This window comes from Burkholderia paludis (assembly GCF_000732615.1).
In the GTDB taxonomy this organism is placed as follows: Bacteria; Pseudomonadota; Gammaproteobacteria; order Burkholderiales; family Burkholderiaceae; genus Burkholderia; species Burkholderia paludis.
Genome location: NZ_JPGL01000001.1, coordinates 127,942 through 146,525 on the forward strand (window position 1 = coordinate 127,942; position 18,584 = coordinate 146,525).

The following is an 18,584-nucleotide window of genomic DNA, read 5'->3' on the forward strand; positions in this document are numbered from 1 at the left end:
AAGACGCGTATCGGGAACAGCTCCCGGGGTACGGGCGTCGTCAGCGACATCCCGTGCAAGCCCGCCCCGGGTGCCTGACCAGACAAGACGCGGCCTCGGCACCGACCCATGCTTCACCGGCCGGCCGCCAGTCCAGATGCACCGGGGAGTTTTCAAGGTCGGCTGGCCGGCCTGAAGGGACTGGCTACGTTTTGAGCAACGGAACAGGCTGGATGTGAAGCGTCAAAAGTTTGTCTGCGTCCTGCCTGCGCGACATCGAAATGCTCCGACGCGTACCACTGTAAAATCCTCCCCCTTCATCCCGGTCAGCCAATGCAGGCACACTGCAGGCGTAATGCAGGCAAATTGTGCGCCTGAGCATCCATCTCGATCAGCATCGAGCCGAGCAGGCCAAACAGGAACATCTTGATTTTTATACCCTTATCGCGGCCAGGATCATGAGTTACTCGCTCGCCACCACTTACACCCGCGAACTCGAGATCCGCAAGAGCCGCTTCATCGCGTTCGCGATCCCCGTCGAAGGCCGCGAGGCCGCGATGCAGGTGCTGCAGCGCCTGCGCGACGAACATCCGGCGGCCACGCACGTGTGCTGGGCCTTGCTGGCGGGCGGTCAATCGGGCATGTCGGACGACGGCGAGCCTTCGGGCACCGCGGGCCGGCCGATCCTGGAAGTGTTGCGCCATCACGATCTCGACGGCGTGCTCGGCGCGGTCGTGCGTTACTACGGCGGCGTGAAGCTCGGCGCGGGCGGGCTGGTGCGCGCGTATACGGATGCCATCGCATCGACGCTGCTCGACGCCGAACGCGTCGAGCGCGTGCGTTACACGCGGCTTGCGATCGAGATCGGCTATCCCGACGAAGCACGCGTGCGCCGGTGGATCGAACAGGCGGGCCATGAACTGGCGGACAGTGCGTACGGGATGACCGTGAAACTCGTGATCAAGCTGCCGGAGGCCGTCGAGGCCGCGGCGAGAACCGAACTGTTCGACCTGACGCAGGGGCGATCGGGCTTTCCCGATCTGTGACGAACGGCAACCGCCCGGTGCGATGCCGGCATGCGAGCCCGTGAGCGGCTGCGCGCCTGCCGCGCGTGCAGTCTCCGGGCAGGGTTACGGCTATCAAGCGAAATTGTTCACTGTCGGCGTGACATAACGCACCGGGGCAAGCGGCGCGACATGGCGCCGACCTGGCCGCCCCTGTGCGTCGATCGCCGGGCGGAGCCGCGCCGAACTTCCGGCCCGGAAATGACGCGCGCCGCGTTGCACGGCGCGCCCTTCATCGCATCGATGCTGCCCCGGCCGCTCAGTAGACGTCCGGCACGATCATGTTGTCCGGCACCGGCCGGCGAATGTAATCCTCGTGATGCTCGCGCTGCGGCAGGTCGATCGTCGCGCGCGGCACGTCGTGATACGGCACCTGCTGCAACAGATGGTGAATGCAGTTCAACCGCGCGCGTTTCTTGTCGACGGCCTGCACGACCCACCACGGCGCTTCCGGAATATGCGTGCGCAACAGCATCTCTTCCTTCGCGGCCGTATAGGCTTCCCAGCGGCGGCGGCTCTCGAGATCCATCGGGCTCAGCTTCCATTGCTTGAGCGGATCCTCGATCCGGCTCTGGAAGCGTGTCTCCTGCTCGTGATCGGTGATCGAGAACCAGTACTTGACGATCTGGACCCCGCTGCGCACCAACATCTTCTCGAATTCGGGCACCGAGCGGAAAAACTCCTCGTACTCGTCGTCGGTGCAGAAATTCATCACGCGCTCGACGCCCGCGCGGTTGTACCAGCTGCGGTCGAACAGCACGATCTCGCCGCCGGCCGGCAGGTGCGCGACGTAGCGCTGGAAATACCATTGCGTGCGCTCGCGATTGTTCGGCGCGGGCAATGCCGCGACCCGGCACACGCGCGGGTTCAGCCGCTGCGTGATGCGCTTGATCGCGCCGCCCTTGCCGGCCGCGTCGCGCCCTTCGAAAATGACGACGAGCCGATGGCCGGTGGCCACCACCCAGTCCTGCAGCTTCACGAGCTCGCCCTGCAGACGGAACAGTTCGCGGAAGTACGCCTTGCGTGCCTCGCGGCGCTCCGGCGAGAACAGCAGATCCTCGTCGCTGTCGAACCGGCGATCGTCGAGCTCCATCTCGAGCTCTTCGTCGTACGCGTCGACGAGATCTTCCTCGAAGCGGCGCTGGCGCGCATCCATCGATGCGCTATCGGTGGGGTTGTCGGTCTCGGTGCGGGTATCGTTGTCGCCCATGGGGCCTCCTTCCATCGTTGACGCAGCCAAACTCCATCATTATCCCAGTGTCGCGCGTCAAATTCATGAAAAAAGGGCCCGCGCCCGTCAGAAGCGAAACGCGAGCAGCACGCTCGCCAGCACGGGGTTCGCCGAAATATCGAAGGTATTCGACGCGAGCTGGCGGTTCGGCTGGTCGATGTCCAGCGTAATCTTCGTACGTAACGGGATATACGTGACCATTCCGGTGATCCACACCTGGCGCGTGATCTGGTAGCTCGCGCCGACGGTAAACACCGGCTCCCACACGCTTTTGACCTTCGCCGATACGCTGGTCTTCCCCGACAGCAGCAGATCGCCGCCGGCATCCCAGATGCGCTGGAACAGCGTCGGGTCGAGCAGCAGCGACTGCAGGCTGCCGATGTCCGAGCCCGCCGCGAGCAGCCCGCCGAGCGACGCGAGCTTGCGCTGGAACACCGGATTCAGGTTCGTGTTCGTGAAGCGCGTATAGCTGAGGCCGATGCCCGCGAACGGGCGGAAACGGTCGTCGCGCTCGCCGAGGTAGTACTTGAACACGACGGACCCGAGCCATGCGCGCGTGGTCGCGAGCGGGTTGCTTTGCGTGTTCGCGAGATCGATCAGCGGAAAACGCCCCTGGACGCCGGGAAAAACGCGGTCGAGCGGCAGCGCGATGCTGCCGCGCCCGCGCAGCGTCAGCACCGGCGGAATGCCCGCGCCGAGTTCGGCCGCCCAGTTCTCCGTGAGAAAGTGGGTAAATGTGAACGCCAGCGTATTCGTATTGCCGAGCGACAGGCTCGAGCCCGGGTTCTGGAAGCTGTTCAGCCCGAGCGCGCCGGTCTGGGTCGTCACGGGGGTCGAGCGGCCGGTCGTCGCGACGAAATGCCAGCCGAGGCCGACCATGTTGCGGTCGTCGCCCATCAGTTGCTGCAGCAGGGGCGGCGCCTGGGCGGCCGGCAGGTCGGGCAGCCGCGACGGGTCGACCGGATGCAGCTCGTACGGCATCCGGTCGGCGTGGACGACGCCGCGCGACGGCGCGTCGTCCGGCGCGCCCTGGCCGGCGGCCGGGTCGCAGCCGGCGGGATCGTTGCCGTCGAAACCGATGCCGTCGGCGCCATCGTCGCGGGATGCCGCGCACCGGCGCGCCGCGTCGCCGGTGCGCTGCCCGAGCGTGATCTTGCGCGCGGTCAGCGGCACGGCGGCCGGTTGCGCCCCGTCGGCCGGGCCGGCACGCGCGGGCTCGTCTCCGGACGCCCACGCACTGCCATCGAACCCGTCGGCGTCGCCGCCCGGCCAGAAGCCGATCCCGTCGGCGCCGGCCTGCCAGCGGGGCCCGGCCTCGCCGGCCGGCTGCGGCGCGCCGTGCGCGGCGGCCGCGCAGGCGATCAGCGTCATGCCGAGCCAGCGTGACAGCGGGCGAGCGGCGCCCGGCCGCGCCCGGCGGCGGTACGTGTCGCGACGTGTCATCGGCTCAGGCCGGCACGCCGAACAGGCGCCGGCGGATCCGGTACAGCGGTTCGAACAGCCATTCGAGCAGGCTGCGCCGCTCCAGCACGATGTCGGCCTTCAGCATCATCCCGGCCCGCAACGACAGCGGCCGCCCCTCGAACGCGGGCGTGCGGTCGGCCAGTTCGACCCAGGTCTTGAAATAGGTCTGCGGCGTGGCGGCGTCGACCGGCAGGTTCAGCTCCTTCGCCGAAAACGCGACGGGCGAGATCGACAGCACCTTGCCGCGATACGTGCCGAACTTCTCGACCGGATAGCTTGCGTACGCAACCTTCACCTCCTGCCCCTTCTTCACGAAACCGGCCTTCGACGACGGAATGTAGACCTCGGCGATCAGCCCGTCCGCCTTCGCGGGCAGGATCTCGACGACGCGCGTGCCCGGCGGGTCGATCACGCCGCCCTGCACGACGTCGAGCCGCACGATCTGCCCGTCGGCCGGTGCGTACAGCACCTGGTTCACGTTCTCGTCGATGTTGTATTCCTTCGCGTTCAGCTCCTCCTGCTTGATCTTCAGTTCCGCGTTCGCGCCGTCGTACTTGCTCTGCATCGTGTCGAGATCACCGCGCAGCTGCATCGCGTTCTTCGCGAGCTCGGCGCGGCGCAGCAGCAGGTCCTGGTACGCCTGCCCGGCCTGCAGGTACTGCGTGTTGACCTGGTTGTACTGTTCGAGCGTCACGACCTGCTCGTCGAGCAGCTGCTTCACGCGCGCGCGCCGTTCGCCGTACTCGTCGACGATGCGCTTCTGGTCCTGGATCTGCCGGTCGATCAGCCCGCGGCTCTCGCCCTGCGCGGCGATCTGCTGGTTGACCTGCTGCACCGACGACCGGTATTCCAGGCGCGCCGCGTCGATCTGCTGCGTCACCTCGACGCGCTGCCGGTCCAGCGCCGCGCGCATGCCCTGCACGTTGTTCGCCTGGCTGACGAAGCTCGTGTCGCGCGCCACCGCCAGCAGCCGCTGGCCGGCCTTCACGTACTGGTCCTTGCCGACGTAGATGTCGCGCACGGCCCAGCCCGGCGGCGCACTGACGCCGATCAGCCCCGAGCGCGGCGTCAGCATGCCCGACACGCTCTCGGTATTCGCGTAGCTCAGCCGGACGAGCGCGATCACGAACATCGCGAACATCGTCAGCGACAGGTAGCAGAAGAACCGCATCGATACCGGCACGTCGACGACGCCGTGGATCACGGTGCCGAAGGTCGTGCCGCGCGCGAGCTTGCGCGACGGCTTCTGTTCTCGAAGGGCGGAGTTCCAGGTTGGCATGGGGCGGGCTCGTCAGGAGCGACGCCGCGCGGCCGCATCGAGCAGCGGCGTCGGCATCAGGTAAGGCGTGAAGTGTTCCCAGAAGTGCCATTGCTCGGGCTGGCGCACCAGCGCCTGTTCCAGACGGTCGACGATGCGCTGGTGCGTCGCGCGCACCGGCGACGCATCATCGTCCGCGCCGAGCATCGGCGCGAGCGGGCCGCCCGCAAGCTCGGTGAAATGCACGGTGCAGCGATCACGGAACGGCACGCCCGTCGCATACGCGACGAGCAGCGGAATCCCCTGCTCGACCGCGAGCTTCACGCCGCCGCCGGCCATCCGCACCCAGCGCCCGCCGAGCCGGCAGCGGTTGGTCTTGCCGAACTTGCCGTGCAGGTCCGAGAACAGCAGGAACACGGGCGCCTCGCGTCGCAGGCTCGTGATCAGCCGTCGCAGGTGCACGCGCTCCTCGATGTCGATGAAATCGACTTCGCCCGCGCCGTATTCGGCGACGAGCCGCAGCGCGTCGTCGAAGAACGCACCGGGCGCATCGCGGTGCAGGATCACCATCAGCTTGCGGTCGTCGGGAATCATGAAGCGCAGCTTCGTGACGAACAGCATCAGGTTGCCGAAGTGCAGCCCCGCGAGCATCAGCGGGCCGCCTCGCGCGAGCGCCGCGCGCAGTTGCGCGTCGCCCTCGCACGCCATCCCGTCGATCATCGACTTCATCGATGCGAGGCTGTGCGTGCGCAGCTTGAGCCCCGCGAACTCGGCCTCGAACAGCTCGCGCACGATCGCCGCCGAAACGTCCCGCACGCGGCGCGGATCGTCGTTCAGGTGTGCGCTCAGCATGTACGCGACCGCGCGTTCGATCGATTCGCGAATGCACGGAAAGCAGCGCAGGCACGCGCCCGAGCACCAGCGCATCAGCCGCAGCCCGCGCGCGGGCGACGTGCGCAGCGCGACGGCGCGCACGACGCGGCGCACCAGGAACGCGTACGAGAACGGATTGAGCAGGAAGAGTCGCCCGAGCATCACTGCGTCTCCCCGACCGTGCGCCATTCGTCGGTCGCATCGGTCAATACGCCGTCGTGCATCCGGTAGATCCGGTCGACCCTCGACAGGATCGACGCGTCGTGCGTGACCAGCACGATCGTGCACGGCAGCGTGAGCACGTTGCGGCAGATCTCGTGCGTCGTCGCCTGGTCGAGGTTCGACGAAAACTCGTCGAGGATCAGCAGGCGCGGCTCGCAATACAGCGCCCGCGCGATCAGCAGGCGCTGCATCTGGCCGGCCGACAGGAACTTCTGCGTATCGCCGAGCGGCGTGTCGTAACGATGGTCGAGCTGCTCGATCTCGTCGTGGATGCATGCGAGCTTCGCCGCATCGAACATCGCGCCGATGCGCGGCGCGGGCGCGAAGTTCGTGATGTTGTCGCGGATCGTGCCGCGAAACAGCTGGTCCGATTGCGTGACGGCCGCCAGATGCTTGCGGTACTGCCGCAGGTTCACGTCCGCGAGATCGACGCCGCCGACGAACAGCGTGCCGGGTTCGGGCCGCACCAGGCCGCAGATCAGGTTCAGCAGCGTCGTCTTGCCGCTGCCGGTGCGGCCGACGATCGCGATCTTGCCGCCCGCGGGCACGTCGAGCGCGATGTCGCGCAGGATCGGGCGGTTGCCGCCCTTCGGCGTGTACGACAGCGCGCGAATCGACAGCGCGCCGTCGAACCCGTCGACCGGCCGCACGACGGCGTCCGGCGCGGGCTCCTCGGTTTCGGTCTGCAGCACGTCCGCGACGCGGTCCATGTGCACCTGCAGCACCTTGCGGCGCACATAGAGCTGGATCGAATCGATGAACTTGTCCGCGAACAGGTTCTTGTACTGGATGAACGCATAGATCACGCCGATCGTGCTCTGGCCGTGCATCACGAGCCATGCGCCGTAGGTGACGATCACGAGTTGCTCGACGTGCACGATCCCCTTCGAGATCGAATCGAACATCAACTGCAGCCGCTCCTGCTGGCGCATCGCCTGCAGCTTCTGCGTGAACGCGTTGACCCACAGGCTGCTGCGCGCGGTCTCCGCCGACAGCAGCTTGATCGAATGGGCGGAACGGATGTTTTCGATCAGCAGCGCATCGGCCTCGGCGCCGCGCGTGAGGATCTGCGACATCGCGTCCTGGAGCTGCGGCTGGATCGCGAGCCGGCTCAGCGCGAACAGCACCATCCCGGCCAGGCTGATGCCCGCCAGCACGGGGCTGTAGTACAGCATCAGCACGAGCGTCAGCGTACAGGTGACGAGATTGAGCAGGCCGCCGACCAGCCCGTCGACGAGAAACCGCCCGACCTCCGACACCGACGACACCCGCGAGATCGAATCGCCGGTGTTGTGGAACAGGAAATAGCCGATCGGCAACCGGGCAAGGTGCCCGACCATGTTCGCGGACAACTGCTGCGACACGATATTGCGCAGGTAGCTCTTGATGTTGCCGACGAGGTTCGCGTACAGCGTGTCGAACAGGAACACGATCGCGAACAGGATCGTCAGCAGGTACAGGATGTCGACGTCGGTTTTCTTCAGCGCCTCGTCGATCGTCAGTTGCACGTACGACGGCCCGAGCAGCAGCAGGAGCTGCGCGGCGACGCCGCCCGCGATGCCGATCGCCAGGCTCTTGCGGATGCCCGTCAGCCCTTCGAGGTAGTCGCGCAGCCGGATCCGGTCGGCCTGGCCCGCACGCGTGAAGCCGATGTCCGGATTCAGTTCGAGCGCGTAGCCGGTGATGTGCGTGAGCGCCTGCGCGAGCGGCAGCTTCGTCTCGCCGAGCGCGGGATCGACGATGTGCACGCTGCCGTAGCCGACCTTCGTCAGCACGACATAGTGGTTCATCCCCCAGTGCAGGATGCACGGCGTCTTGAGCGCGTCGAGCTCGCCCGCGTCGAACTGCAGCCCGCGGGCACGCAGGCCGAGATCGTTCGCGATCTCCATCAGGTCGAAGAACGACAGCCCGGAATCGATCCGGACCGGATAGCGGTTGCGCAGCGTGCGCAACGTCGTTTCGCGCCCGTGCCACGACGCGATCATCGCGAGGCAGGCCAGGCCGCACTCCGTCACCTCGTCCTGCAGGACCGGACGGACTTTACGCGTATTGAAGAGCATGGTCGGGCACCCGGGGCGCGACGACGCGCCGCCCGGGCCTGGCCGTGCGGGCCCGCGGCGGGTCGTGCGCGATAAGCAAGGGCGCAGCCGGCGGGTGCCGGCTGCGACGGGAGATCGGTGTTGCCGGCAGCCCGGCGGGCCGCTCAGCGCGACGAGCCGAGCGACATCCGGAACTGCTCGACGGCGCGGGTCTGGTACTGCGTCATCAGGCCCTGCAGCGTGGATCCGATCGACTGGTTGACGAGATCGACCGTATAGGCGGCCGAATTCGAGTAAAGCGACGCGCCGCCGCGAATCTGGCGGGCCTGTTCTTCCGTGATGTCTCGCATTTGTTGTGGCCTTTATATAGTCGGAATGCCTTCAGCCGCCGGCCAATCGCAAACTCAATGGCCGTTTACTTTATTACGGTAATAATCCGGCACTCCTGCCTCCTGATAATCGCCCGATCCGAAAACCATGCATTTCGGATTCGCTTTATTGCCGCTGCGGCGATCGATTCTTTTCCTTCTGTTTCGCAGCATCTCGCGCGGGGGGCGCCTCCCCGCGCACGGCGGTTACTTGCCGGTGTTATTGAACGTCTTCGGGTTCTGCAGGTAATTGCCGAGGCTCGGCAGGAACTGGCCGAGCGCGGTCACCACCGGCGCGGCGTCAACGGCGAGGCTACCCAGCGAGCTGATCGCACCGCCGCCATGCACATTCCTGACCTGTTCCGTCGTCATGACCTTCATCATTCTCTCCTCGTAAAAAATAAAGATGATGCAAAGAACCTTCATTGAAATACCAACGGCTTTTAATCCCTAGCGACTTGTTAATCTAATAATCACAGCGATTACGAGCCGAAATCAGGCTATCATGCGAGCGCATCGGAATTCAATGGAGGACACACTCTTACGGGTGCGTTTTCCGATGCGCGACGGATTGCCGGCATTCAGGTTGTTTGGATTTCAATTTCAAAACGTTTAAATCCCGCCGCCATGCGTTGCGGCACGGGCGGGAGACGGAGACGGCCATGTTTGAAACGAGGTATGAGAATCGCGGAGCATCGGCGCGGAATGCGGGTATTTCCCTATCAAGATTTTCGACTAGGTGGAATCCCCGACTTGCAACCGTGACATCGTTGGCTGTAACGATAGTAACCCTGTCGGCGAACGCGCACGCGTTCTGCCTCGACGCCGCCTACCAGTACGCCGCCGTGCACGATCCGCGCTACCTGCAGGCGCGCAACGAATACGACGCGGCACGCCAGAAATTTCCCGAGGCGCGCGCGCAGATGCTGCCGCAGGCCACCGCGCAACTCGAATGGGGGCGTTACGGCACGCACGCGAACCTGTTCGGCATCGACGTCAGCGGCTCGAACAACGCCGCCTACGGCGCCGCGCAGATCACGCAGGCGCTGTTCAACGTGCCCTACCTGTACGACATGCGGCGCGCGACCGAGTACGAGGAATCGGCCAGGCAGAAGCTCGAGGTCGCGAAGCAGGACCTGATCCTGCGGGTCGCGAACGCGTGCTTCGACCTGCTGAGCGCACGCGAGAAGCTGCAGTCGGCCGACGACGAAGTCAGCGCGCTCACGCGGCTCGAAAGCGATACGCGACGCATGGCGCAGCTCGGGATGAAGACGATCGGCGATACGGCCGAGATCGAGGCGCGCCGCAGCCTCGCGCAGTCCGACGAGGCGCTCGCGCAAACCGACGTCGATGCGCGCCGCGCACGCTACGAGACGCTGCTCGGTTCGACGATCGATTTCGCGCGCTGGCCGCGGCTCGCGATGCGCGGGTCGTCGCCGCGCATTCCGTCCGGCGAATATGCGCCGCAGGACAACCCCGCCTACCAGCAGGCGTATCGCGACGTCCAGGTTGCGCGGCTCGCCGCGAAACGCGTCGGCGCCGAGCACCTGCCGACCGTCGACCTGTTCGCTTCGTATTCGCGCGGGCTCAATCCGAACCTGCGCGGGCTCACCGACCGCTCCGATTTCCACCAGAGCGCGGTCGGCGTGCAGGTGACGATCCCGATCTTTTCCGGCGGCAGCGTGTACTACCGCCAGATGGAAGCCGAGCACGTGACCGAGCAGTACCGCAACCGGCTGCGCGAGGTCGAGGAGCAACTGGGCACCGACCATCGCGAGGCGCTGTCCGCGCTCGAATCGGTCGGCACGCGCATCCGCGCGCTGCAGCAATCGCTGCAGGCCGCGCGGCTCGCCTACGACTCGTCGATGAAGGCGCACCAGGTCGGCTACAGCACGACGTACGAAACGCTGAACCTGCGGCGCGATATCTCGAGCATCCGGCAGAAGCTGTTCGACAGCTATCTCGATGCGCTGAAGCTGCAACTGAAGCTGAAAAGCGTGCTGGGGACGCTCGACGAAGCGTCGCTGGTCGCGGTGGACAACTTCCTCGAGAGCAACGCGTCGAGCGGTCGGGGCTGAGCGCGCTTCGATTCCCGCCGGCACATCATAAACAGTTGTGCGCGCAACCTTTATGAATCGCGCCGGCCGGCGTGCCGGTCGATTCGCCGATGCCCGCGAACCTGCGGCGCCCTCGTCCGCTCGCACAGCCGCGGGCGCGGCGCGCGGTGCCGCCGTCACGTGCCGGGGTATACGCGATGTTGCATCCAGAAAAAACTTTGCATAGAGTGCATCCCATCGATCCGGCGGACAAAGACGTCCCACGATCGTGCGCAGCGCGCGCCCGATAGCCCGCGCCGCGCCGGCCCCGCATCCGGCCGCCCATCCGCATTCCCGTTATCCGACAGCGTTGTCGGATGAACGGACCGGCAAAGAAGCCCTTGCCTCGCGCGTCGAGGCAAGGGCTTTTTTTTGCCTTTCGAAAACGCACGTCTTCACCCGAACCAGGAGCACACCATGCGTCATGGCGATATTTCCAGCAGCAACGACGCCGTCGGCGTCGCCGTCGTCCAGTACAAGATGCCGCGCCTGCACACGCGCGCCGAGGTGATCGCCAACGCCCGCGAAATCGCGGAGCGCGTGGTCGGCATCAAGCGCGGCCTGCCCGGCATGGATCTCATCGTGTTTCCCGAGTATTCGACGCACGGGATCATGTACGACGCGAAGGAGATGTATGACACGGCCTCGACGATCCCAGGCGAGGAAACCGACATCTTCGCGGCCGCGTGCCGCAAGGCAAACGTGTGGGGCGTGTTCTCGCTCACCGGCGAACGCCACGAGGAACACCCGAACAAGGCGCCGTACAACACGCTGGTGCTGATCGACAACAAGGGCGAGATCGTGCAGAAGTACCGCAAGATCATGCCGTGGGTGCCGGTCGAAGGCTGGTATCCGGGCAACTGCACGTACGTCGCCGAGGGGCCGAAGGGGCTCAAGATCAGCCTGATCATCTGCGACGACGGCAACTATCCGGAAATCTGGCGCGACTGCGCGATGCGCGGCGCCGAACTGGTGGTGCGCTGCCAGGGCTACATGTACCCGGCGAAGGACCAGCAGGTGCTCGTATCGAAGGCAATGGCGTTCATGAACAACTGCTACGTCGCGGTCGCGAACGCGTCCGGGTTCGACGGCGTGTACTCGTATTTCGGCCATTCGGCGATCGTCGGCTTCGACGGCCGCACGCTCGGCGAATGCGGCGAGGAGGAAAACGGCGTGCAGTATGCGGAGCTGTCGGTCAGCCTGATCCGCGACGCGCGCCGCAACATGCAGTCGCAGAACCACCTGTACAAGCTGCTGCACCGCGGCTACACGGGCAAGATCGGTTCCGGCGAATCGCCGAACGGCGTCGCGCAATGCCCGTTCGAGTTCTACGCGAACTGGGTGAACGACCCGGACGGCACGCGCCAGGCCGTCGAGCGCCTCACGCGCGCGACGCCCGGCACGCCTGAATGCCCGATCGAGGGCATTCCGTCCGAAGCGCCCGCGCACCGTTGAGCACGCGCCCCGCCCGGCCGTTCGCGCAGCCTGCGCGAACGGCGCCGTCCCACTCAGGAGCCTTCATCATGCTCGGTGTCGCTCTCTTCTTCATCGGCGCGGTACTGGTCGTCAACGGCGTCGCGCTCACCGGCCGCATCGAGCCGCGCGACGCGGCGGGCCTGAACCTGCTCGTCGGCTTGCTCGCGCTGCTGATCAACCTCGCCGGCCTCGCGCAGGCCTCCGCGCCGCCGCAGTATTTCTCGAGCGCGGGCGGCCTGCTGTTCGCGTTCACGTACCTGTATCTCGCCGCCGTCCAGTGGCGCGGGCTGCAAGGCGCGGGACTCGGCTGGTACTGCCTGTTCGTCGCGATCAGCGCACTCGTCTATGCGGGCACGTCGCACGACGTGCGCGTCGGCACCATGTGGGTGCTGTGGTCGAGCCTGTGGTTCCTGTTCTTCGTCGCGCTCGGGCTGAAGCGGCCCGTGCGCTTCCTGCCCGGCTACACGATCGCGATCGGCGTGGGCACCTGCTGGCTGCCCGGCATGCTGATGATGACGGGGAGGTGGTGATGAGCGCACGCGATACGCCGCTTGCCGTCGATCCGCTCGCCGGGTACCGCATCGCCGACGCACCGTTCTACCAGCCCGCCGGCGCCGAGGCCGACTGGTTCGAGACGGCCTGCCGCCAGCACCTGCCGGTCCTGCTGAAAGGGCCGACCGGCTGCGGCAAGACCCGCTTCATCGAATACATGGCGTGGCGCATGGGCCTGCCGCTGATCCAGGTCGCCTGCAACGACGACACGTCCGCGGCCGACCTGACGGGCCGGCACCTGCTCGACGCCGACGGCACCTACTGGGCCGACGGGCCGCTCACGCTCGCGGCGCGGCATGGCGCGATCTGCTACCTCGACGAGATCGTCGAGGCGCGCCCCGATGCGACGGTCGTGATCCACCCGCTGACCGACTCGCGGCGCGTGCTGCCGCTCGACCGGCTCGGCGAGGTCGTGCATGCGCATCCGGATTTCCATCTGGTGATCTCGTACAACCCCGGCTATCACGGCGAACACCGGCGGCTGAAGCCGTCGACGCGACAGCGCTTCGTCGCGATCGACTTCGGCTACCCGGAGGCCGCGCACGAGGCCGACGTCATCGTGCGCGAGAGCGGCGCCGACCGGGCCACCGCGCACCGGCTCGTCGATCTCGCGCAGCGCACGCGCACGCTCGCGCTCACCGGCAACGGACTCGACGAAGGCGCATCGACACGGCTGCTCGTCCACGCGGCCCGGCTGATCGTCGCGGGGCTCGCGCCGCTCGATGCGTGCCGGATCGCGATCAGCGACGCGGCGACCGACGATGCCGACACGCGCGCCGCGCTGCAGACGATGGCCGTTGCGCACTTCGCGACATGAGCGCGCTGCGGCTGGCCCGCTTCCTGCACGGGATGACCGCGCGCGAGACCGACGTGCGGCTCGACGATGCGGCGCCGCGCGCGACGCTCGGCCACGCCGCGCTGCGCGTGCCGCGCGCGCTGCCGCCCGACGTCCGCGTCGCGGCGGCCGCGCACGCGCTCGCGCACTGGCTGCATTCACCGCCGGGCGAACCGGTCGACACGCTGACGCCGATCGGGATCGCGGTGGCCGGCCTGATCGAGGACGCGCGGGTCGAAGCGCTGCTCGCGCGCACCTGGCCGGGGCTCGCGACCTGCTGGGCGCCCGCGTTCGCGGGCATCGACCGCGAAGGGCTCACGTTCGGCCGCCTGTGCGCACGGCTCGCGAAGGCGCTGTTCGATCCGTCGTATCGCGACGGCAACCCGTGGGTCGACAAGGGCGCGCAGCTGTTCGCCGAGCGCCGCGACTCGCTCGACGACTATCGCGCGTTCCGCACGATCGCGTCGCGGCTCGCGAACGATCTCGGCCAGATGCGCGTGCGCTTCGAACCCGACGACGGCGCATGGCTGCCGTATCGCGACGACAATGCATGGCTGTGGGCGCAGCCGGCCGCGGCAGCGGCCGAACAGGCAGGCGACGCGGGCGTCGAGATGTCGGCTTCGACCGGCGGCCGCGGCGACGATCCCGACGACGAACCGCCGCCCGCGCCCGATGCGCCGCGCTATCCCGAGTGGAATTGCCACACGCAGCGCGAACGCCGCGACTGGACGACGATCGTCGAACGCGCGCCCGCCGCGTCGACGCCGCCGCCGTCGCTTGCCGCGCTGATCGACGCCGACCGGCGCGCCGCGAAGCGGATGCCGGCCGCGCGCGCATCGGAGTTGCAGCGGCGCGTCGGCCGCCAGCTCGACGGCGATGCGCTCGACGTCGATGCGGCGATCGCCGCACGCATCGCGCGCCGCGCCGGGCACACGCCCGATCCGCGCGTGTTCCGGCGCCGCGTGCCGCACGCCGCGCGCGGGCCCGTGCTGATGCTGCTCGACCTGTCCGCATCGACGGCCGCGCAGGTCGCCGCGCTCGAGAAACGCGCGGCGTTCGTGCTCGGCGACCTGTTCGACCGGCAGCGCCGGCGCTGGGCCGTGCACGGCTACACGTCGGACAGCCGGCATCGCGTGTACTACGCGCGCTTCAAGGATTTCGGCGAGACCTTCGACGCCGGCCGCCGCGCGGCGCTGCTCGCGGCCGACACCGGGATGAGCACGCGCACGGGCGCGGCGCTGCGGCATGCGCTGGCGTTGCTGCGCCGCGAAGCCGCGGGCGCGCGCGCCGCCGTGCTGATGATCGGCGATGGCGAAGCCGCCGACATCGACGTATTCGACCCGCGCTACCTCGTCGAGGACGCGCGCCGCGCGGCACACCAGGGCCGGCAGCGCGGCGTTACGATCGCGGGGCTGTCGTTCGGCGCGCCGCCCGGGTTGTCTACAATACTCGGCGTCGGACCGGGCTGCGTCCACGCGGCGAGCGACGACGCACTGCCCGCCGTCGTCGCGTACGCGGCCGGGCGCCTGACCGCATGACAGCCCTATCCGGAAGAGACAGGAAAGACCGAATGAACAGTGTGAAGGTTGGCGTATTGTTCTCGCAGAGCGGATGCACATCGCGCCTCGGCCAGAGCCAGTTGCGCGGCACGCTGCAGGCCATCGCCGAGATCAACGAAGCGGGCGGCGCGAACGGCTGCGAGATCGTGCCGGTCGTGCGCGACGCCTGTTCGGACCCGGCCGTCTACGCGGAGCTCGCCGAAGAACTGATCGCCACCGAGCGCGTGAACGTGCTGTTCGGCGCGTACATGTCGAGCAGCCGCAAGGCGCTGATTCCGATCGTCGAGAAGTGGGACAAGCTGCTGTTCTACCCGACGCTCTACGAAGGCTTCGAGTTCTCGCCGAACGTGATCTACACCGGCGCGGCGCCGAACCAGAACAGCGTGCAGCTCGCCGCGTTCATGACCGCGCAGTTCGGCGCGCGCGTGTACCTGGTCGGCTCCGACTACATCTACCCGTACGAGTCGAACCGCATCATGATCGACCTCGTCACGCAGCATCCGGAAGGCCAGATCCTCGGCGAGGTGTACATGCCGCTCGTCGCGTCCGAGCAGGATTTCGCGGCGGTGATCGAGGACATCCGCGCGAAGGCGCCCGACTTCGTGTTCAGCACGCTCGTCGGCGACAGCACGGCCGCGTTCTACCGCGCGTATGCGCAAGCCGGACTCGACGCGCGCAGGATGCCGATCGCGAGCCTGACGACCTCCGAGATCGAGCTCGGCCAGATGGGAGCGGCCGCGGCCGGCCACTACACGTCGTCGCCCTATTTCCAGACCATCGACTCGGACGTGAACCGGCGCTGCATCGCGCAGCTCAAGGCACGCTTCGGCGACGACGCGAGCGCCTCCGCGCCGTGGGAAGCCGCGTATTTCCAGGTGCACCTGTTCGCCAACGCGCTCGCGCGGGCAGGCAGCGACCGGCGCGAGCGCCTGGTCGAACATCTCGCGGACGCCGAATTCGACGCGCCGCAGGGGCGCGTGAAGATCGACCGGCTCACGCAGCACACGTGCCTCTACCCACGCATCGGCTGCGCGACCGCCGACGGCAATTTCACGATCGTGCGCGAGGCGACGCGGCGCGTCCATCCCGACCCGTACCTCGTCACGCATTCGCTCGGCGACCGCGTGCACGCGCCCGACGAACAGAAGGCGTAACCGACGATGCGCGCCCGCACCCCGATCCGCTCGACGCCTCGCCTGCTCGCCGAACTGCGCTCGCTCCGCGTGATGGTGTATTACCCGGACGACGACAACGGCCTGCTGATCGTCGAGCAGCTCTCGCGCATCGGCTGCCCGAGCGAGCAGCGCTGGCCGCCGCCCGCCGCGCTGCCGGAAAGCGTCGACCTCGTGATTCTCGCGGTTCGGCCCGACCTGCTGCACCTGTCGATCCCGTGGCTCGAGGACGACGCACGGCCGCCGCTGATCGCCGTCACGACCTACGAAAGCCCGACGATCCTCGAACTGATGCTGCGCATCGATGCGCAGAGCGCGGTCACGACCCCGGTGCGTTCGTTCGGCCTGTTGAGCGCGATGGCGCTCGCGTGCCACCAGCGCCACCGGCACGACGAATACCGGCGCCGCATCGCGCAGCTCGAACAGCGCGTGATGTCCGCGCGCACGCTGCAGGAAGCCAAGGCGCTGCTGATGCAGCACAACGCGATCACCGAGGACGAGGCCTACCAGCAGATCCGCTCGCAGGCGATGGAGCGGCGCATCTCGATCAACCAGCTCGCCGAGCAGATCGTCCACGCGCATGCGCTGCTGAAGCGCTGACGCCGGCGCGTGCGCGCCCCGTCAGCCCGGCGGCGGCAGCACGACGGTATCTTCCGGCCCGAGCACGCGCCCGTCCTGCGCACGCAGTTCGAGCGTCCTGACCGGCAGCCCGGCTTTCCGGTCGACCAGCAGCACGTGCGCCTCGTCCGGCTCGAAGAAGAACGCCTCCCCCCACTGCCGCAGCGCGACGAGCAACGGAAACAGGCCGCGCCCCTTCGCGGTCAGCACATATTCGCGATGCGCGCCGCCGTCGGCAGCCGGCACGATGTCCATGATCCCGTGCGCGACCAGATTGCGCAGCCGCGCGGCCAGGATGTTCTTCGCGAGCCCGAGGCTCTTCTGGAATTCGCCGAACCGGCGCAGCCCGTCGAACGCGTCGCGGACGATCAGCAGCGACCACCAGTCGCCGATCGCGTCCAGCGGGCGGGCAACGCCGCAGGGGGAATCCTCGTGCGTGGTGCGTCTGTTCATTGATACGTGCGGCGATGCCGTTCCGGCTGACATGAATGGTTGCAATATAAAACCTCAATCGCAAAAGATCAATCATGCGAACCCGGTGGTTCGCTGGCGACGAACGAATCGCCGAAGCATGCGCGAGAGCGCGGATCGGCACACTGTCACGTGGATTCAGGCAGCCCCCCTTCTTCCCTGGTAGGCCATTGCGCCTCCGCGGCAATGCCACCCCGCGCACGACCGGATCACTACTTGGTTGCAATTTAAAACCTTATAACTTACGCTGCCTCTTGGTTTCATATTGAAACCAAAATGTCCGACTACCCGAAGGAGCGTTCGATGATCCGGTCCGATGCCACGTTCGACGGCACCTTTCCATTCACCCCGCATTTCGATGACGCAGCCGGCTTCCGGATGCACTACGTGGACGAAGGCCCGCGCGACGGCGAAACCGTCCTGTGCCTGCACGGCGAACCCACCTGGGGGTATCTGTTCCGTCATCTGGTGGCGGCGCTGAGTCCGACGTATCGCGTCGTCGTGCCCGATCACATGGGATTCGGCAAAAGCGCGACGCCGCAGGACCGCAGCTACCTGCTGCAGGACCATATCGACAACCTGGAGCGTTTCGTCCTCGCCCTCGGCCTCGATCGCATCACGCTCGTGATGCACGACTTCGGCGGCCCGGTCGGCATGGGGCTCGCCGCGCGGCATCCGGATCGCATCCGGCGCATCGTGGCGGCGAACGGACCGACGCCGTTCGGCCAGCCGGACCTTGGCGAGCGCCTGGCCGCGAACGGTCGCGACGCGCCGTGGTTCCAGTGGATCGCGCGCGCGGCGGCGGACGATACGCTCGAAACCGTGCTCGGGCAGCTCGGCTTCAACATCCTCAGCACGCTGAAACTCAACGGCTTCGAGAATCACGCGATCATCGACGAGACGTGGATCGCGGCATACGGCGCGCCGTTCGCGCAACCGGCCGACTGTCTCGGCGCGATCGGATGGGCGCGCGGGTTTGCCGCCGGCGCGCACCGGTTCGAGGAACCCGATGCGGCGGCGCAACGCGCGATCCGCGCAAAACCCGCGCTCGCGATCTGGGGAGACGCCGATCGAACGCTCGGCGCCGAACACTTCCTGCCGCTCTTCACGGCGCTCTTTCCGGCCGCGCCGGTCGAGCGGCTCGCGGGCGTCGGACATTACTGCTTCGAGGATGCGCCCGACGCGGTTGCGGCGCGCATCGCGGCGTTCCTACGGACCACCGGCTGAACGGTTTCCGCCGCCGGCATCCCGGCGCCGGCGGCGGAACACGGCATGCGCGGCCGCTTTCGCGCACGCGCATGCGCCGC

17 protein-coding genes are annotated in these 18,584 nt (G+C 67.4%); 9 read left to right on the forward strand and 8 right to left on the reverse strand.

Annotation, left to right across the window (positions count from 1 at the left end; all coding sequences use genetic code 11):
• Positions 1–437: 437 nt before the first annotated feature.
• The gene (locus GQ56_RS0100545; protein ID WP_031396793.1) at positions 438–1,025 is read left to right on the forward strand and encodes an IMPACT family protein; all 588 of its coding nucleotides are present in this window, start codon (positions 438–440) and stop codon (positions 1,023–1,025) included.
• A 277-nt stretch (positions 1,026–1,302) separates the two neighbouring features.
• On the opposite strand, the gene ppk2 is transcribed toward GQ56_RS0100545, so the two are convergent.
• The 7 genes from ppk2 to GQ56_RS45815 form a co-directional block, all read right to left on the reverse strand.
• Complete coding sequence (gene ppk2, locus GQ56_RS0100550; protein WP_031396794.1) at positions 1,303–2,253, reverse strand: polyphosphate kinase 2; 951 nt, start codon at positions 2,251–2,253, stop codon at positions 1,303–1,305.
• A gap of 87 nt (positions 2,254–2,340) precedes the next feature.
• Positions 2,341–3,717, reverse strand: a complete 1,377-nt coding sequence (locus GQ56_RS0100555; protein WP_031396795.1) for an OmpW/AlkL family protein — start codon at positions 3,715–3,717, stop codon at positions 2,341–2,343.
• Between the two features lie 4 nt (positions 3,718–3,721).
• Positions 3,722–5,017 carry an HlyD family efflux transporter periplasmic adaptor subunit gene (locus GQ56_RS0100560; protein ID WP_031396796.1) on the reverse strand — a complete coding sequence of 432 codons (1,296 nt, stop codon included), beginning with the start codon at positions 5,015–5,017 and terminating at the stop codon, positions 3,722–3,724.
• A gap of 12 nt (positions 5,018–5,029) precedes the next feature.
• Positions 5,030–6,034: a lysophospholipid acyltransferase family protein gene (locus GQ56_RS0100565; protein ID WP_031396797.1), complete on the reverse strand. Its 1,005-nt coding sequence runs from the start codon at positions 6,032–6,034 to the stop codon at positions 5,030–5,032.
• A complete protein-coding gene (locus GQ56_RS0100570) occupies positions 6,031–8,151 on the reverse strand; it encodes a peptidase domain-containing ABC transporter (protein ID WP_031396798.1) in 2,121 nt (706 codons plus the stop codon). The genes GQ56_RS0100565 and GQ56_RS0100570 overlap by 4 nt, the downstream gene beginning before the upstream one ends.
• 143 nt (positions 8,152–8,294) lie before the next feature.
• Positions 8,295–8,480, reverse strand: coding sequence for a hypothetical protein (locus GQ56_RS0100575; RefSeq protein ID WP_031396799.1), 186 nt, complete (start codon positions 8,478–8,480; stop codon positions 8,295–8,297).
• A gap of 225 nt (positions 8,481–8,705) precedes the next feature.
• The gene (locus GQ56_RS45815) at positions 8,706–8,882 is read right to left on the reverse strand and encodes a hypothetical protein (protein ID WP_006479216.1); all 177 of its coding nucleotides are present in this window, start codon (positions 8,880–8,882) and stop codon (positions 8,706–8,708) included.
• Between the two features lie 278 nt (positions 8,883–9,160).
• Here GQ56_RS45815 and GQ56_RS0100585 point away from each other — a divergent pair, with 278 nt between their 5' ends.
• From GQ56_RS0100585 to GQ56_RS0100615, 7 genes are all read left to right on the forward strand, one after another.
• Positions 9,161–10,576, forward strand: a complete 1,416-nt coding sequence (locus tag GQ56_RS0100585; RefSeq protein ID WP_043300983.1) for a TolC family protein — start codon at positions 9,161–9,163, stop codon at positions 10,574–10,576.
• A gap of 435 nt (positions 10,577–11,011) precedes the next feature.
• On the forward strand, positions 11,012–12,049 hold the full coding sequence (locus tag GQ56_RS0100590; protein ID WP_031396801.1) for an aliphatic amidase: 1,038 nt from the start codon (positions 11,012–11,014) through the stop codon (positions 12,047–12,049).
• A 68-nt stretch (positions 12,050–12,117) separates the two neighbouring features.
• Positions 12,118–12,600 (forward strand): AmiS/UreI family transporter, encoded by a 483-nt coding sequence (locus GQ56_RS0100595; protein WP_031396802.1) that lies wholly within the window; start codon positions 12,118–12,120, stop codon positions 12,598–12,600.
• The gene (locus GQ56_RS0100600) at positions 12,600–13,439 is read left to right on the forward strand and encodes a CbbQ/NirQ/NorQ/GpvN family protein (protein ID WP_031396803.1); all 840 of its coding nucleotides are present in this window, start codon (positions 12,600–12,602) and stop codon (positions 13,437–13,439) included. Before GQ56_RS0100595 ends, GQ56_RS0100600 begins: the two co-directional genes overlap by 1 nt.
• Positions 13,436–14,995 carry a nitric oxide reductase activation protein gene (locus tag GQ56_RS0100605; protein ID WP_031396804.1) on the forward strand — a complete coding sequence of 520 codons (1,560 nt, stop codon included), beginning with the start codon at positions 13,436–13,438 and terminating at the stop codon, positions 14,993–14,995. Before GQ56_RS0100600 ends, GQ56_RS0100605 begins: the two co-directional genes overlap by 4 nt.
• A gap of 32 nt (positions 14,996–15,027) precedes the next feature.
• On the forward strand, positions 15,028–16,170 hold the full coding sequence (locus GQ56_RS0100610; RefSeq protein WP_031396805.1) for a transporter substrate-binding domain-containing protein: 1,143 nt from the start codon (positions 15,028–15,030) through the stop codon (positions 16,168–16,170).
• A 6-nt stretch (positions 16,171–16,176) separates the two neighbouring features.
• Positions 16,177–16,788, forward strand: a complete 612-nt coding sequence (locus GQ56_RS0100615) for an ANTAR domain-containing response regulator (protein WP_031396806.1) — start codon at positions 16,177–16,179, stop codon at positions 16,786–16,788.
• 21 nt (positions 16,789–16,809) lie between these two features.
• Here GQ56_RS0100615 and GQ56_RS0100620 read toward each other — a convergent pair whose 3' ends face one another.
• Positions 16,810–17,259: a winged helix-turn-helix transcriptional regulator gene (locus GQ56_RS0100620; RefSeq protein ID WP_031396807.1), complete on the reverse strand. Its 450-nt coding sequence runs from the start codon at positions 17,257–17,259 to the stop codon at positions 16,810–16,812.
• 321 nt (positions 17,260–17,580) lie between these two features.
• On the opposite strand from GQ56_RS0100620, the gene GQ56_RS0100625 reads away from it, so the two are divergent.
• Entirely contained in the window at positions 17,581–18,504 is a 924-nt protein-coding gene (locus GQ56_RS0100625) for an alpha/beta fold hydrolase (protein ID WP_031396808.1), read from the forward strand.
• Positions 18,505–18,584: the final 80 nt, after the last annotated feature.